This is a genomic window from Ralstonia sp. ASV6 (genome assembly GCF_016429285.1).
Taxonomy (GTDB): domain Bacteria; phylum Pseudomonadota; class Gammaproteobacteria; order Burkholderiales; family Burkholderiaceae; genus Ralstonia; species Ralstonia flaminis.
The window spans coordinates 1-14,634 of the sequence record NZ_JAELUI010000138.1 but is presented as its reverse complement, the minus strand read 5'-3'; the positions used below and the strand labels follow the sequence as shown (position 1 = coordinate 14,634).

Below are 14,634 nucleotides of genomic sequence, written 5' to 3'. Positions count from 1 at the left end.
GTCCGAAACTGGCCGTGCACAACCCAAGCGCGGCGCGGCCCGCGCCCGTTCGGGCGAAGCTTCGCCGATGGCCAAGGAAGACGTCCGTCAGCGCCCGACCGTCGTCGCCAAGACCGTCGACAAGGTGCCCGCCACCGACAAGTCGACCGAAACCGCCGCCCGCCGCCGCACCCGCCGCGACGAGGGTCCGACCAAGCTGTTCGTGCTCGACACCAACGTGCTGATGCACGATCCGTCGTCCCTCTTCCGCTTTGAAGAACACGACGTCTATCTGCCGATGATGACGTTGGAGGAGTTGGACAACCACAAGAAGGGCATGAGCGAAGTCGCGCGTAACGCCCGCACGGTCAGCCGCACGCTCGACCAGTTGGTTGCCGGCACCGACGGCGTGATGGACGAGGGGCTGCCGCTCGAAAAACTCGGCAACCGTGATGCGCAAGGCCGCCTGTTCTTCCAGACGCGCCTGAACGACATCAAGCTGCCCGACGGTCTGCCACAGGGCAAGGCTGACAACCAGATTCTGGGCGTGGTGGCCGCGCTGCAGCAGCAACGTCCGGATCGCAATGTCGTGCTGGTGTCGAAAGATATCAACATGCGGATCAAGGCGCGCGCTCTCGGTCTGCCGGCAGAGGATTATTTCAACGACCGCGTGCTGGAAGACACCGACCTGCTCTACAGCGGTGTGATGGCGCTGCCCGCCGATTTCTGGCAGAAGCACGGCAAGAACATCGAGAGCTGGCAGGACCCGAAGACCGGCACCACGTTCTATCGCCTGTCGGGTCCGCTGGTGCCGTCGTTCCTGGTCAATCAGTTTGTCTTCCTGGAGCCGAATGACGGCAGCCTGCCGCTGTACGCGCAGGTCAAGGAGTTGAACGGCAAAACCGCCGTGCTGCAAACGCTCAAGGACTACACGCACCAGAAGAACAACGTCTGGGGTGTGACCGCACGTAACCGCGAGCAGAACTTCGCGCTGAACCTGCTGATGCATCCGGAGGTGGATTTCGTTTCGCTGCTCGGCCAAGCCGGCACGGGCAAGACGCTGCTGGCGCTGGCGGCGGGCCTTGAGCAGGTGCTGGACCAGAAGCTCTACAACGAGATCATCATCACGCGCGCCACGGTGCCTGTAGGTGAAGACATCGGCTTCCTGCCAGGCACGGAAGAAGAAAAGATGCAGCCGTGGATGGGCGCCTTCGACGACAACCTCGAAGTCCTGCAAAAATCGGACGACAACGCCGGCGAATGGGGCCGCGCCGCCACGCAGGAACTGATCCGCTCGCGTATCAAGGTCAAGAGCATGAACTTCATGCGCGGCCGCACTTTCGTCAACAAGTTCCTCATCATCGACGAGGCGCAGAACCTGACGCCCAAGCAGATGAAGACGCTGGTGACGCGTGCGGGTCCGGGCACCAAGATCATCTGCCTGGGGAACATCGCGCAGATCGATACGCCGTACCTGACGGAAGGCTCGTCCGGTCTGACCTACGTGGTGGATCGCTTCAAGGGCTGGAGCCACAGCGGTCACATTACGCTGGCACGGGGTGAGCGTTCCCGACTCGCAGATCACGCGTCCGACGTGCTGTAACCGCCCTCGTCACGATCCTGCGGCAAATCCAATCGCCGCAAATCGTTGTGCCACAAGGCCGCGCCGTTGCGCGGCCTTTTTCTTGCTACATGCTCATTACCGATCATTCACCTGCAGGAGGCTCGACGATGTTCACGCAGCGAAATCCGCAGTTCCGTACGCGGGCAACACTCCCCTGCGTCGCGCTGGCAATGCTGTTGTCCGCCGGCGCGTCCACCGCGCTGGGGAACGACCTTACGCCACGAACCGCCGGCCAGATCAGTTACGTCTGCGGTGGCGTTGCCCAGGATGAACAACAGGCATTGAACGCCGAAGCGCGCAACTACAACCTGTCCCTGCTATTCACACAGGGGCCGCGTGGTGAATACCTTGCCGATGTTGACGTGCAAATTACCCGGCATGGCAAAGAAGTCGCCAAATTCCACGCCGATGGTCCACGCTGCCTGATCAAGGCTCCGCCAGCCAGCTACAACGTCATCGCGACCTACCAGGGCACGACCAAACGTGCCACGGTACAAACCGGCAGCACGCGCAACGTGCAGTTGAGCTGGTAACACTACCCGCAAACCGCGACGCCATCGGAGCAAATTTCACAGACCCGCGCCCCGCTTGGCGTTGCGCCCCGCCAACACGCCGCCTGGCCCAGTTTGGCCCGAATTTGGCATTTCGGGCGTTGAGCGCATAGCATGCGATCTATCCGGACTTTCCTGATGGCGCATGCAGACGCGGCACCGTTCTCCTCATGGCAACACCCGACTGGCAGGCACCGCCCTGCTGGCGCTGGTGTGCCTGCTGTCGGCCTGCTCATCGACGCCTACCCGCTCCACCGTCTCGCGCGATACCACCGGGCTGCGCACACGCGGCGCCGCAATCAATGACCCGAGCGCTGGCCTGGAAGAAATCTCCATCGAAGCCATGGCGTTGGTCGGCACCCCCTACCGCTACGGCGGCAATACGCCTGATACGGGCTTCGATTGCAGCGGGCTCGTGCGCTACGTCGTTCAGCGCGCTGCCTCCGTGAATCTGCCCCGCACCGCCGCTGAGATGGGCCGTCGCGGTACCTCGCTTGAACGCCGCGACGTGGCATCGGGCGATCTCGTCTTCTTCAACACGACGGGCCAGCCGAACTCGCACGTTGGCATCTATGTTGGCCAGAATCGGTTTGTGCATGCACCGGCTACCGGCGGCACGGTGCGTCTGGAGGACATGACCAAGTCCTATTGGGCGAGCCGCTACATGGGTGCGCGCCGCGTGGTGGCGGTCGGCAATCTGCCGGATGCACCTGCGCCTGCAGTCACGCCGATCCCGGCAGCGCCTGCCGCACCGGCACGGATGATCGACGACGACCCGCTGGGCGCCCTCGCCCGCGCACGCGGCACACCGTCTAACACCGCACCAGTGGACGACGACCCCATCGCCCGCTTCGCCACGCAGTAGCGCGCCGGCAATCCCAAAACAAAACGCCCACCAATTATGGTGGGCGTTTCGCTTTACACGTTGGCGATCGATTTACAGCACATGCCGGCCGATCCACCAGGCAATCGCCGCCATGAACGCAGACGCGGGAATCGTCAGAATCCATGCCCAGACGATGTTGCCCGCCACGCCCCAACGCACGGCCGAGGCCTTCTGCGCCGAGCCCACACCGACAATGGCGCCGGTGATCGTATGCGTGGTCGACACTGGCACACCCAGGGCCGATGCAAAGAACAGCGTCAGCGCACCGCCGGTTTCTGCGCAGAAACCACCCACCGGCTTGAGCTTGGTGATCTTTTGCCCCATCGTGCGCACGATGCGCCAGCCGCCCATCAACGTGCCCAGGCCGATCGCCACATAGCAGCAGACGATGACCCACACCGGCGGCTCAGTCGCCGTGGCCGATGCATAGCCACCGGCGATCAGCAGCATCCAGATGATGCCAATGGTCTTCTGCGCATCATTACCACCGTGACCCAGGCTATAGAGCGACGCCGACAGCAGTTGCAGCCGCCGGAACCACCGGTCCACCTTGGATGGCGGCGTTCGGAAGAACAACCACGACACCGCCACCATCAGGATCGACCCGAGAATGAAGCCCAGCAGCGGCGAAATCAGGATGAAGGCCACCGTCTTGAGCAGACCGCTCGCCACCAGCGAACCCGTACCGGACTTGGCTACAGCCGCGCCAATCAGGCCGCCAATCAGCGCGTGCGATGAGCTCGACGGGATGCCGTAGTACCACGTGATGATGTTCCACACAATGGCCCCCACCAACGCCCCGAAGATGACGTAGTGGTCGACGATCGATGGATCGATGGTGTCCCGACCCACCGTGGTTGCCACCTTGAGGTGGAAAATGAAAATGGCGATCACGTTGCAGGCGGCGGCCATCGCCACTGCCTGCTGCGGCTTGAGCACGCCAGTCGACACCACCGTAGCGATGGAGTTGGCCGCATCGTGAAAGCCGTTCATGAAGTCGAACACGATGGCCAGTCCCACCAGCAGGACGACCACCCAGAGACTGATCTGAAGCGTATGCATGAGGCGTCGTCTCGTCAGGCGTTTTCGAGCACGATGCCTTCGATGATGTTGGCGACATCCTCGCAACGGTCAGTGACGCTCTCCAGTTGCTCGTAAATCGCCTTGAGCTTGATCAGCAGCTTGATGTCGCTCTCGGTGCGGAACAGCTTGGCCATGGCGGCGCGCATCACACGGTCGGCCTCGGATTCCAGGCGGTCGATTTCCTGTGCGATGGTCAGGATCTGGCGGCCGTTGTTCATGTCGCTGAGCAGCGCCACGGCCTTGCGGACTTCCTCGCAGCAGGCCACGCAAATGGTAGCGAGCTGGCGCGATTCGTCGGTCACGTTGGTCACGTCGTACAGCGAGATGGTGAGCGACACGTCCTCCATGAGATCGAGGATGTCGTCCATCGTCGTGATCAGCTTGTGGATCTCGTCGCGATCGAGCGGCGTGATGAAGGTCTTGTGCAGCAGCTCGACCGTGTCATGCGTGATGCGGTCGGCCTTCTTTTCGAAGTTCTGCACGTTGCGCGCATGCATTTCTGCATTGGGCAGGTCGTTGACCAGCTCCTTGAGCGCGTGGGCCGCTTTGACGGCGCACTCGGCGTGCTGATTGAAGTATTCGAAAAACTTGCCTTCGGTGGGCATGAAGCGACCGAACATGATGATCCTTGGAAACGGAGGAATGCTGACGTCGTAAAAACAGCGCCGGACGGGATCACCGCGGGCGCTGTCATCAAAACGCAATATTTTACCGGAACCGAGCGCCCATCATGCATGGCACGTTGTGGCAGACCGACACGAAAATGCTTTACGTGTCGTTGTCAAAGAAGGCGTTGCCACCCGTGAAGTTATCGAACTTCGTATATTCACCCAGGAACGTGAGCCGAACGGTACCGATCGGACCGTTACGCTGCTTACCGATGATGATTTCGGCCGTGCCCTTGTCCGGGGAATCGGGGTTGTAAACCTGATCGCGATAGATGAACAGAATCACGTCGGCATCCTGTTCGATAGCGCCGGACTCTCGCAAGTCCGACATCACCGGGCGCTTGTTCGGGCGCTGCTCCAGGCTTCGGTTCAGCTGCGACAGCGCGATCACCGGGCAATTGAGTTCCTTAGCCAAGCCCTTGAGCGAACGCGAGATCTCTGAGATTTCGGTTGCGCGATTCTCACCGCTACCCGAACCCGACATCAGCTGCAGGTAGTCGATAACGATCAGGCCGAGTTGCCCGCACTGGCGCGCAAGGCGGCGCGAGCGCGCACGCAATTCCATCGGGTTCAAGGCTGGCGTTTCATCGATGAAGAGCTGCGCGTCATTCATCTTCTGGATCGCGTGCGTCAAGCGCGGCCAGTCCTCATCGAGCAGGCGCCCCGTACGCAACCGGTGCTGATCCAGCCGGCCAACCGAACCCAGCATACGCATGGCGAGCTGTGTGCCCGCCATTTCCATCGAGAACACCGCCACCGGCAGGCCCTGCTCCACAGCCACGTGTTCGCCAATGTTCAGCGAGAACGCCGTCTTACCCATCGACGGACGGCCAGCCACGATGATCAGATCACCGCCCTGCATCCCGCTGGTCATGCGGTCGAGGTCCACAAAACCCGTCGGCACACCCGTGATGTCACTCTGGTTGTCGCGGTGGTACAGCTCGTCGATCCGCTCGACGACCTGCGTCAGCAGCGGCTGAATTTCAAGGAAGCCCTTCTGTCCGCGCGCGCCCTCTTCGGCAATCGCGAACACCTTGGATTCAGCCTCATCCAGCAGTTGGCGCACATCACGGCCCTGCGGGTTGAAGGCGCCGGCAGAGATCTCGTCGGCAATCGTCACCAGCTGACGGAGCACACCACGGTCACGAACGATCTCGGCATAGCGGCGGATGTTGGCCGCACTCGGCGTGTTCTGCGCCAGCGCGTTCAGATAGGCCAGGCCGCCCACCTCTTCCGCCTTGCCGACGACCTGCAGCTGCTCATACACGGTGATCACGTCAGCCGGCTTGGCCTGTGAGATCAACTTGCCGATGTGATGGAAAATCAGCCGGTGGTCGTAGCGATAAAAATCGCCTTCGTTGATGAAGTCGGCAATACGATCCCAGGCGGCGTTATCCAGCAGCAACCCGCCGAGCACCGACTGTTCGGCCTCGATGGAATGCGGGGGCACCTTGAGGGAATCGAGCTGGGGATCGGAGGGCGCGTTCATGGCGGGATTATAGCGGCGCTGCTCGGTCTTCAATCTGAACCCCTGACACAAATGACAACAAAAAAAGGCAGAGACTTTCGTCCCTGCCTTCTTGACTCGCGCCAGCCGGTTATCCGGGCGTCGCGAGGTGCAGCGTACGTGCTTAGACGGTCTCGCCTTGCACCGACACGGTCACGTCGACCGCCACATCGGTGTGCAGCGACACGACGACCGCGTGATCGCCCGTGGTCTTCAGCGGGCCGTTCGGCAGACGCACTTGCGCCTTCTCGACCTTGAAGCCTTGAGCAACCAGTGCGTCAGCGATGTCGTGGTTCGTGACGGAGCCGAACAGGCGACCGTCCACACCAGCCTTTTGCGACAGTTGCAGCGTCAGGCCGTTCAGCTTTTCGCCCTCGGCTTGTGCAGCAGCCAGCTTTTCAGCAGCCAGCTTTTCCAGCTCAGCGCGGCGAGCTTCGAATTCCTTGATTGCCGAAGCCGTAGCACGGCGCGCTTGCTTTTGCGGGATCAGGAAGTTACGGGCGTAACCGTCCTTCACACGCACCACGTCGCCCAGGTTACCCAGGTTGATGACTTTTTCCAGCAGAATGACTTGCATCGTTTGTTCTCCTTATCCGCGCCGATTACTTCTTGTGCTGATCGGTGTACGGCATCAGCGCGAGGAAACGCGCACGCTTGATGGCCGTATCGAGCTGGCGCTGATAGATCGCGCGCGTGCCGGTCAGGCGGGCCGGAGTGATCTTACCGTTCTCGCCGATGAAGTCCTTGAGCAGATCGACATCCTTGTAGTCGATTTGCTCAACGCCTGCCACGGTGAAGCGGCAGAACTTCTTGCGCTTGAACAGCGGGTTTTGCTGCTGGAAGCGCTTTTTGTTCTTCGCGTCGCGCTGCTTCTTGTTCATGAATGCCATGATTCAATCCTTTACGAATACGTTACATCCGGAGATGTGAAAGACCAGTGTCTTGCTGCTGCGGTGCTTGCGAGCCAGGAATCCGACGCAATCCAAGACGGTGCCCGGTGCGATGCGGTCCAGAACGGAGGCCATCTTGCCAGCGCCAAGCGCTTCGATCGAAAACTCGACCTGTCGCGCCGTTTGCGCTTCCATCGCCTGCCCGCTGTAGGTCAACAGGCAATTGACGATGGGCACGCCGGCTGGGGTGTATCGCATCACCTCGCGCTCGACCAATGTGGCGACGAGCTGCAGGCGGTTGATGGCGTTGTCCCCGGGGTTTCCGTCCATGCTCGCGGCGCGTGATCAAACGTACGCCGCACCGCGCGGCATTAGGCGGCCTGTTCAGTCTGAGCGGCGGCCTTCTTGGCCTCTTCGCGTGCCACTTCCTTCATCATCGGCGACGGAGCTGTTTCAGCCTTCTTGGTCTGAACGATGAGGTGACGCAGCACGGCGTCGTTGAACTTGAACGCGTGCTCGAGCTCAGCCAGGGTTTCCTTGCCGCACTCGATGTTCATGCACACGTAGTGGGCCTTAGCCAGCTTCTGGATCATGTAGGCCAGTTGACGACGGCCCCAATCCTCGACGCGATGCACTTGGCCGCCTTGCGTGGTGACCGTGCTCTTGTAGCGCTCGATCATCGCAGGCACTTGCTCGCTCTGGTCCGGATGGACGATGAAGACGATTTCGTAATGACGCATTGACGCTCCTTGTGGATTAAGCCGCCCGGGCGTCACACTCCGGTGCAGCAAGGTTGGTTAGCCTGCCATTATACGCAGGCTTTGGCGATTTTTTCAATACCGATCAATGACTTGCTGTAGGGAGGCAGCTTCTGCCTGGGCACGCCCGGCCGCGAGAAGCAGCATCAGCAGTACGCGCGCCTTATAAGGATTGAGCGTGCCCGTGGAGGCCCAGCCTTGCCCATTGGGTTGCGCGGGCACGACGCCGGCGCCGGTACGTGTCGAACGCAGCACAAACACGCCTTGCTGGCTGGCGCGCTCCAGTGCAGTCTCGAGATTTGTGTGGATGGAGCCCGCACCAGTCGCCGCGATTACCAGCCCCTTCACGCCAGCCGCCACAAGCGCATCGACCAGTCGCGCATCCGGTTGCGCGTAGCTTGCCAGCACCTCCACCCATGGCCATTGGCCCGCCTGCGGCATGGGCAGCATGTCGGCCGAGGCCGGGCGCTGGGTCGCACGCGAGAACTGCACCTGCGTGTCGAGTACGAAGCCCAGCGGACCATTATCCGGCGAGACAAACGCCTCCACCGCGTAGGTGTGTCCTTTCTGCACATCACGTGCCGCGTGCACGCGCTGATTGAGCGCCACCAATACACCGCGCCCGCGCGAGGCCGGACTGGCAGCCAGTCGCACGGCATTCAGCAGGTTCAGCGGGCCATCCGCCGACAGCGAGGTCGACGGCCGCATCGCTGCAGTCACAACGATGGGCGCGTCTGTCTGCTGCGTCAGGTGCAACAGCATGGCCGTCTCTTCGAGCGTGTCCGTGCCGTGCGTGATGACCACACCATCCACGCGCTCGACGTCGATCCAGTGGCGGATACGCGCGACCAGTTTCTCCCACACATCAAAGGTCAGGTCCTTGCTGTCAATCTGGGCGACCTGCTCGGCACGCACATTGGCAATGCGCTCCAGCCCAAGTTTGCTGGCCGCAAGCAATTGATCGATGGGTACGGCGCCGGCACGGTAGCGGGCAGCCGAGCCCGCATCATCGGCGGACCCGGCGATCGTGCCACCGGTAGCGAGGATGGCAATGGTAGGCAAGGACATCGTTGTGGACATGCGTGGTGAGCAAGGCGCGCATTGTATCCGCGCGTCCCGCCTTTGCCGACGCGGGATTGCCCTTGGGCAAGCGCCAAAGCAAAACGCCGGCACTCAGGCCGGCGTCTGCAACAGAAGAGCGGTGCTTACTTCTCGACGAAAGCGCGCTCGATCACATAGTCACCGGCCTCGCCCATGCGCGGCGAAATCTTGAAGCCACGCGCATCAAGCAACTTGCAGGTGTCATCCAGCATGGCCGGGCTGCCACAAATCATGGCGCGATCGACGGCCGGGTCCAGCGGCGGCAGCCCGATGTCGGCAGACAGCTTGCCGTTGTCCACGAGATCGGTCAGGCGGCCCATGTTGCGGAACGGCTCGCGCGTGACGGTCGGGTAGTAAATCAACTTCTCACGCACTTGGTCACCGAAGAATTCGTTGTTCGGCAACTCGCTGGTGATGAAGTCGGCATAGGCCAATTCGCTCACCTGGCGCACGCCGTGCAGCAGCACGACTTTTTCGAAGCGCTCGTAGGTGTCCGGGTCTTGGATGATGCTCATGAACGGCGCCAGGCCAGTACCGGTACCGAACAGGTACAGATTCTTGCCGGGCAGCAGGTCATCCAACACGAGCGTGCCGACCGGCTTCTTGCTCACCAGCAGCTTGTCACCGACTTTCAGGTGCTGCAGGCGCGAGGTGAGCGGACCGTTCTGGACCTTGATGCTGAAGAATTCCAGATGCTCTTCGTAGTTCGGGCTGGCAATGCTGTAAGCACGCATCAGCGGCTTGCCCTCGACTTCCAGACCAATCATGACGAAGTGGCCGTTATGGAAGCGCAGCGCCTGATCGCGCGTGGTCTTGAAGCTGAACAGGGAGTCGTTCCAGTGATGGACGCTCAGAACGGTCTCTTGGTTGAATGCGGACATGGTGACGTTTGGCCAGCCCAACGAGGCTTTGTGGCAGTGCAAAATACGGTCAAGGCCTTGATTTTATGCGATTCCCCTTCGCAGCGCCTGCATGGATTGCGCATAAGCTTCTAACCAGCCGCACAGGTTTTGACCTGGGTCAGAGGCTGCGGCGCAACCGCGCAACACGTCACAACGAAATCACTTGCGCTTCCCGCATCACTGTATAAAATCACAGCACCTGTTCAGATATACAGTACACCAATGGCCACCCTCACCGCTCGCCAGCAGCAGATCTACGACCTGATCCGCCAGACGATCCAGCGCACAGGCTTTCCGCCCACCCGCGCCGAGATTGCCGCGGAGTTTGGCTTCTCGTCGCCCAACGCTGCTGAAGAGCACCTTCGGGCGCTGGCGCGCAAGGGCGTGATCGAGCTGACGCCCGGCGCCTCCCGCGGCATCCGGCTGCGCGCGACGGGCACGGATGCGAGTCAGCACCAGTTTTCGCTGCCATCGATGGGGTTGATGCAATTGACGTTGCCGCTGGTGGGCCGTGTGGCTGCTGGTAGTCCAATCCTGGCCGCTGAGCATATTGATCGGCAATACCAGGTCGATCCGTCACTGTTCTCCGCCCAACCGGACTTCCTGCTGAAAGTGCGTGGCATGAGCATGCGCGATGCCGGCATTCTCGATGGCGACCTGCTAGCCGTGCAGCGCGCGACCGAGGCCACCAACGGCAAGATTGTCGTGGCACGCCTGGGGGACGACGTTACGGTCAAGCGCTTCCAGCGCAAGGGCCGTCATGTGGAGCTGATCGCCGAGAACCCTGAGTTCGAGCCAATCCACGTCGACCTGGATCGCGACGAATTTCACCTGGAGGGCTTGGCTGTCGGCCTGATCCGGCCAGCCGCCGCGTAAGTCTCAGGCGCGCACGCGCCGTTTTCCCCTTGTTGTTTTGCCTTACCCGGAGGTGAGCCGTTGGCTCGCCGGGGCGGTGTCTTGCCGCCCGCTTTTTCACCCGAACTCACGAGGTCTGCCATGCGACTCGGATCGATGTCTTCCCGCCGCCCGGTGCATCCGGTGCCCTTCCGCCAAACCCAGGGAGTACGCATCTATCAAGGGGAGCAGCGCCGCACGATGGTCGGCAGCATGGCCGCGATCTGCCGCATGCTGGACACAATTCCGGCGGCGGCCCTCCCAGCGGGTGCCGAGCGTTGTTGACACCAATGCGTCACGGCGCGACTCGGATCAGGGCATACCCCAATGCTGCCGCCGCAACTGATTTCATACACTGGCCGGGCCCTGAGGACAGGGCTTTCTTCAACTGATTTTCGGCCCGCCATTTGTGCGGGCTGTTTTTTCAGTCCGCATGTTGCTGCAGCGCCACATCCGAGGATGTTCCGCCGGCAAAACGGACGTTTACCCGGATTTTGTTTGGCGTACGTGACAGTAGTATTGCTAATGCCCTCAGGGGCAATTGAGATCGCTGAATTCGAAGCCCGCTAATTGCGGGCTTTTTTTTGCGTCGCAACTTGCTGGCTCGGCTAGACGCTACCGGCCTTCTCGACAACAAGGATGCGCGCGGCACCGCGTGGGTGGGCCACATGCTCACACCCCATGCCGGCGAAAAAAATATCGCCCGGCTCCAATACAGCAACCAACTCCGCACCACCTTCGCGGTAGTGCATGTCGACGGTACCGTCGAGCACCACGAAGACCTCCTCGCCATCGTTCACGTGCCAGCGGTAGGGCTGATCGGTCCAATGCAGGCGCGTGGTGATGCCGCCCATATTGGCAATGTCGAGCGCACCCCAGGCACGCTCGGCGGTGAACGACTTGGCGCGGATGATCTTCATGGCGATCGTGCGACGTTTATTGCATCGACGGCAGGTTGCCGATGCGCACTAGCATCTCGGTGAACATCTGCATATCCAGGTCGAGATCCGGCACCTCCTTGTACTCGTTGGCGTTGTGCGCGGTGTACTTCTTGCCGGGCATGGCCGGGCCAAAGTTGATGGCGTTGGGCATCAGCTTGGCCGTGGTGCTGCCGGCGGTCGGCACCGGCTTGGCGTCCAGGCCGGTCGTGTCGCCGTAGATGTTGAGCAGCGTCGACAGCCAGGCCCCCTTCGGATCACGTGCCATCCAGTTGCCCTGGTCGTGGTTGATCTCCAGGGCGACATGGTTGGCGTTGGCCCATGCATTGATCTTGCCGGCGATCTCGCCGCGCAGCGCCTCGGGCGTCTTGCCGCGCGGCATGCGCACGTTGGCGGTCACCTCCACGCGGCCGTTCTTGTCGCCGATCACGGTGGGCGAGATGGTGAGCGGGCCCATGAAGTCGTCTTTGTAGGCGAGGCCCATGGTGCTGCCGAGGTAGTCGGTGCCGTAGAGGTCGGTCAGGTAACGCACGGCGTGTGCGTAGGCGTTGTCAGCCAGACCCAGATCCGCTGCGCGCAGGAACAGCGCCAGGCGCGGCAGCGGGTTGACGCCCTCTTCCGGACGCGAGCCGTGTGCTGAGGTACCGGTGACCTTCACGACGATGCTGTCCGCATTGCGCGTGATGTCGATCGAGAACTTGCCTTGCCCCGCCAAGCTGCTCACAAAGACATCGCGCTTGGCTTCGAGCGCGGCGGCGGCCACACCCAGATCGCCACCCTTGAGCGTGGCCGTGGCCGTCTGAGGGATGGAGCTGGCCGATGCTGCTCCGGTCATCGAAACAATCGCCGTATGCGCGGCATCCCCAGCCTGGGCGGGGAAGAACACCTTCAGCGCACCCGTGCCCTTCTCGGCCACGACAGCCGGGTACTTGCTATCGAGCACGATGTTGTACGCAGGCAGCTGCGTGTGCTCACGGTAGTACTTCATGCCGTCACCGCCGGTTTCCTCGGTGGTTTCGATCATCAGGCGGATGGTGCGCGCAAGCGGCACACCGCTGTCCTTGACCGTCTTCATGGCGTACAGCGCAGCGGCAATCGAGCCCTTGTCGTCAATGGTGCCGCGGCCGTACAGCAGGCTGCCCACGCGCGTGACCTTGAACGGATCGAGTTTGGTGCCGTCGGGCAGCACCCACTCTTCCGCCTTCGCGGGCACGACGTCGGCATGCGTCAGGATGCCGAACTCGTCCGAGCCGGTGCCGGGCAGCGTGACTTCAAATACGCGGTTGTCGACGTTGCGGTATTTCAGGCCGAAGTCGCGGGCCATGCCCTCGACCAGCTTGCCGAACGCCACGATGGCGGGGTTCTCGTGCTGCGGAATCTTGTCGTCGCGCACCGTGGGCAGCGCGACCATCTTCTCGATCGAACCGATTACCGCCTGCTGGTTGTGCAGGCGGTTATACACACCGAGCAGACGACCAATATTGACGAGATCATCACCGGCCAGCACGGCCTTCTTTTGATACGCGGCAACGCTACCCGCAACCTGCGGATCTGCCTTGGCAGCGGCAGCAAGGAAACTGTTGAGGTCAGCCGAGGCCTTGGATTGCTCGGCCACAACCAGCGCGTCGAGCTGAGATTTCTGGAGCGTGGCAGCAAAAGCGCCAGCACCAAACGCGAGCGACAAAGCGACCGTCAGCGAAGACAGGCCCAGATGGACAGTGCGTTGCATTGAAACGTTTCCGAAAAAGGCGAAGGCGCCATCATAGGGGCGATGCCCGGCGCGCGCATTGTGCAGCGCCGCAACTCTGGCTGCACGAACGTTGCGGCGATGCGGTTATGCTTGGATCTTTCCCAGGAGGCTCGCCGCATGGAACCGTGTCTGGACACCGCCCCCACCCTGCTCGATGTGCTGGAAGAATTGCGCAAGCGCGAACCCATCTTCCACCGCCCGGAGTTCGGCACCCGCCGCGAAGATTTCGAGCGCATGACGACTGAGGATTTCTGGGAAGTTGGCGCATCAGGCCAGCGCTACAGCCGCAGTTACGTGCTCGGCGTGCTGGATGCGCGGCACGGGCACATCGGGGAGGAATTCTGGCAAACGCGTGACTTCCGCTGCCAGGAGATTGCGCCGGACAACTATCTGCTGACGTATACGTTGGCGCAATCGAATCGCACGACACGCCGGTCAACACTTTGGCGACGCACGATTGATGGCTGGAAGGTCGTATTCCACCAGGGAACCATAGTGGCAGACGCTTGAATGCAAAAAAGCCCGCAAGAAGCGGGCTTTTCTACAAATCTTTGGGGTGACTGATGGGACTCGAACCCACGACAACCAGAATCACAATCTGGGACTCTACCAACTGAGCTACAGCCACCATCGTGCAACCAGTCAGAACTGACTGATTCGCGAAAAACGAGATTATACAAACATTCTTCCGGCGTGGCTAGGGGTTGCCGCAATTTATGCGGTGACCGCCTCCTCGCCCGATTCCGCGCCGCGCCGCAGGTGGGCTCGTGCCTCATCAAACAATGCATGGGCATCGGCCAGCGTCTTGACGCGGCCAAGCGCCTTGGAGTCCGACAGCACTCGCCGCCAGCCACGCGCACCCGCCACGCCGCGGTACAACCCCAACATGTGCCGTACCGCCGCGCCAGCATAACCACCCCGCTCTACCCAGCGGCCGACGTAGGCAATCATTACGTCCTCCACCTCGGCGCGCGTGAGCGCTTGCGTGCCGGCATCGTAGTAGCGCGCGTCAAACGCGGCCATCAGGTGCGGGTGGTGATACGCCTCACGGCCGATCATCACACCGTCGACGTGTGCAAGATGCGCGTCGATCTGCTCCAGCG

General features: G+C 61.7%; 18 protein-coding genes and 1 tRNA gene. 6 read left to right on the top strand and 13 right to left on the bottom strand.

Annotation, left to right across the window (positions count from 1 at the left end; all coding sequences use genetic code 11):
- From JHD73_RS22140 to JHD73_RS22130, 3 genes are all read left to right on the top strand, one after another.
- Positions 1-1,582, top strand: a 1,582-nt coding sequence (locus JHD73_RS22140; protein ID WP_199032343.1) for a PhoH family protein, incomplete at its 5' end; no start/stop codon positions are given.
- 128 nt (positions 1,583-1,710) lie between these two features.
- Positions 1,711-2,136, top strand: a complete 426-nt coding sequence (locus tag JHD73_RS22135) for a hypothetical protein (protein WP_199032342.1) — start codon at positions 1,711-1,713, stop codon at positions 2,134-2,136.
- A 163-nt stretch (positions 2,137-2,299) separates the two neighbouring features.
- On the top strand, positions 2,300-3,019 hold the full coding sequence (locus JHD73_RS22130; protein ID WP_199032341.1) for a C40 family peptidase: 720 nt from the start codon (positions 2,300-2,302) through the stop codon (positions 3,017-3,019).
- Between the two features lie 72 nt (positions 3,020-3,091).
- Here the strand turns inward: JHD73_RS22130 and JHD73_RS22125 are convergent, their stop codons facing one another.
- From JHD73_RS22125 to JHD73_RS22085, 9 genes are all read right to left on the bottom strand, one after another.
- On the bottom strand, positions 3,092-4,102 hold the full coding sequence (locus JHD73_RS22125; protein ID WP_199032340.1) for an inorganic phosphate transporter: 1,011 nt from the start codon (positions 4,100-4,102) through the stop codon (positions 3,092-3,094).
- A 14-nt stretch (positions 4,103-4,116) separates the two neighbouring features.
- A complete protein-coding gene (locus tag JHD73_RS22120; protein ID WP_199032339.1) occupies positions 4,117-4,743 on the bottom strand; it encodes a DUF47 domain-containing protein in 627 nt (208 codons plus the stop codon).
- A 148-nt stretch (positions 4,744-4,891) separates the two neighbouring features.
- Positions 4,892-6,280 carry a replicative DNA helicase gene (locus JHD73_RS22115; protein WP_199032338.1) on the bottom strand — a complete coding sequence of 463 codons (1,389 nt, stop codon included), beginning with the start codon at positions 6,278-6,280 and terminating at the stop codon, positions 4,892-4,894.
- 142 nt (positions 6,281-6,422) lie between these two features.
- On the bottom strand, positions 6,423-6,875 hold the full coding sequence (gene rplI / locus JHD73_RS22110) for a 50S ribosomal protein L9 (protein ID WP_199032337.1): 453 nt from the start codon (positions 6,873-6,875) through the stop codon (positions 6,423-6,425).
- 25 nt (positions 6,876-6,900) lie between these two features.
- Positions 6,901-7,188 (bottom strand): 30S ribosomal protein S18, encoded by a 288-nt coding sequence (rpsR, locus tag JHD73_RS22105; protein WP_052321362.1) that lies wholly within the window; start codon positions 7,186-7,188, stop codon positions 6,901-6,903.
- 3 nt (positions 7,189-7,191) lie between these two features.
- Complete coding sequence (gene priB / locus JHD73_RS22100) at positions 7,192-7,518, bottom strand: primosomal replication protein N (RefSeq protein ID WP_199032336.1); 327 nt, start codon at positions 7,516-7,518, stop codon at positions 7,192-7,194.
- Between the two features lie 41 nt (positions 7,519-7,559).
- Positions 7,560-7,928, bottom strand: a complete 369-nt coding sequence (gene rpsF, locus JHD73_RS22095; protein WP_039595966.1) for a 30S ribosomal protein S6 — start codon at positions 7,926-7,928, stop codon at positions 7,560-7,562.
- Positions 7,929-8,021: 93 nt separating this feature from the next.
- Entirely contained in the window at positions 8,022-9,026 is a 1,005-nt protein-coding gene (locus JHD73_RS22090; RefSeq protein WP_269848299.1) for an asparaginase, read from the bottom strand.
- 125 nt (positions 9,027-9,151) lie between these two features.
- Positions 9,152-9,928, bottom strand: a complete 777-nt coding sequence (locus JHD73_RS22085) for a ferredoxin--NADP reductase (RefSeq protein WP_021194271.1) — start codon at positions 9,926-9,928, stop codon at positions 9,152-9,154.
- A gap of 243 nt (positions 9,929-10,171) precedes the next feature.
- On the opposite strand from JHD73_RS22085, the gene lexA reads away from it, so the two are divergent.
- Together lexA and JHD73_RS22075 are read left to right on the top strand one after the other, a co-directional pair.
- Positions 10,172-10,825, top strand: coding sequence for a transcriptional repressor LexA (gene lexA / locus JHD73_RS22080; protein WP_199032334.1), 654 nt, complete (start codon positions 10,172-10,174; stop codon positions 10,823-10,825).
- A gap of 120 nt (positions 10,826-10,945) precedes the next feature.
- Entirely contained in the window at positions 10,946-11,128 is a 183-nt protein-coding gene (locus JHD73_RS22075) for a hypothetical protein (protein WP_199032333.1), read from the top strand.
- A 323-nt stretch (positions 11,129-11,451) separates the two neighbouring features.
- Here the strand turns inward: JHD73_RS22075 and JHD73_RS22070 are convergent, their stop codons facing one another.
- Positions 11,452-11,763, bottom strand: coding sequence for a cupin (locus JHD73_RS22070; RefSeq protein WP_199032332.1), 312 nt, complete (start codon positions 11,761-11,763; stop codon positions 11,452-11,454).
- A 16-nt stretch (positions 11,764-11,779) separates the two neighbouring features.
- Entirely contained in the window at positions 11,780-13,510 is a 1,731-nt protein-coding gene (locus JHD73_RS22065; protein ID WP_199032331.1) for a dipeptidase, read from the bottom strand.
- A 138-nt stretch (positions 13,511-13,648) separates the two neighbouring features.
- Between JHD73_RS22065 and JHD73_RS22060 the strand changes: the two genes are divergently transcribed.
- Entirely contained in the window at positions 13,649-14,041 is a 393-nt protein-coding gene (locus JHD73_RS22060) for a DUF4440 domain-containing protein (RefSeq protein ID WP_199032330.1), read from the top strand.
- Between the two features lie 42 nt (positions 14,042-14,083).
- Here JHD73_RS22060 and JHD73_RS22055 read toward each other — a convergent pair.
- Positions 14,084-14,159: transfer RNA gene (locus JHD73_RS22055), tRNA-His, on the bottom strand.
- An 86-nt stretch (positions 14,160-14,245) separates the two neighbouring features.
- Positions 14,246-14,634, bottom strand: a 389-nt coding sequence (locus tag JHD73_RS22050) for a tRNA-dihydrouridine synthase (protein WP_199032329.1), incomplete at its 5' end; no start/stop codon positions are given.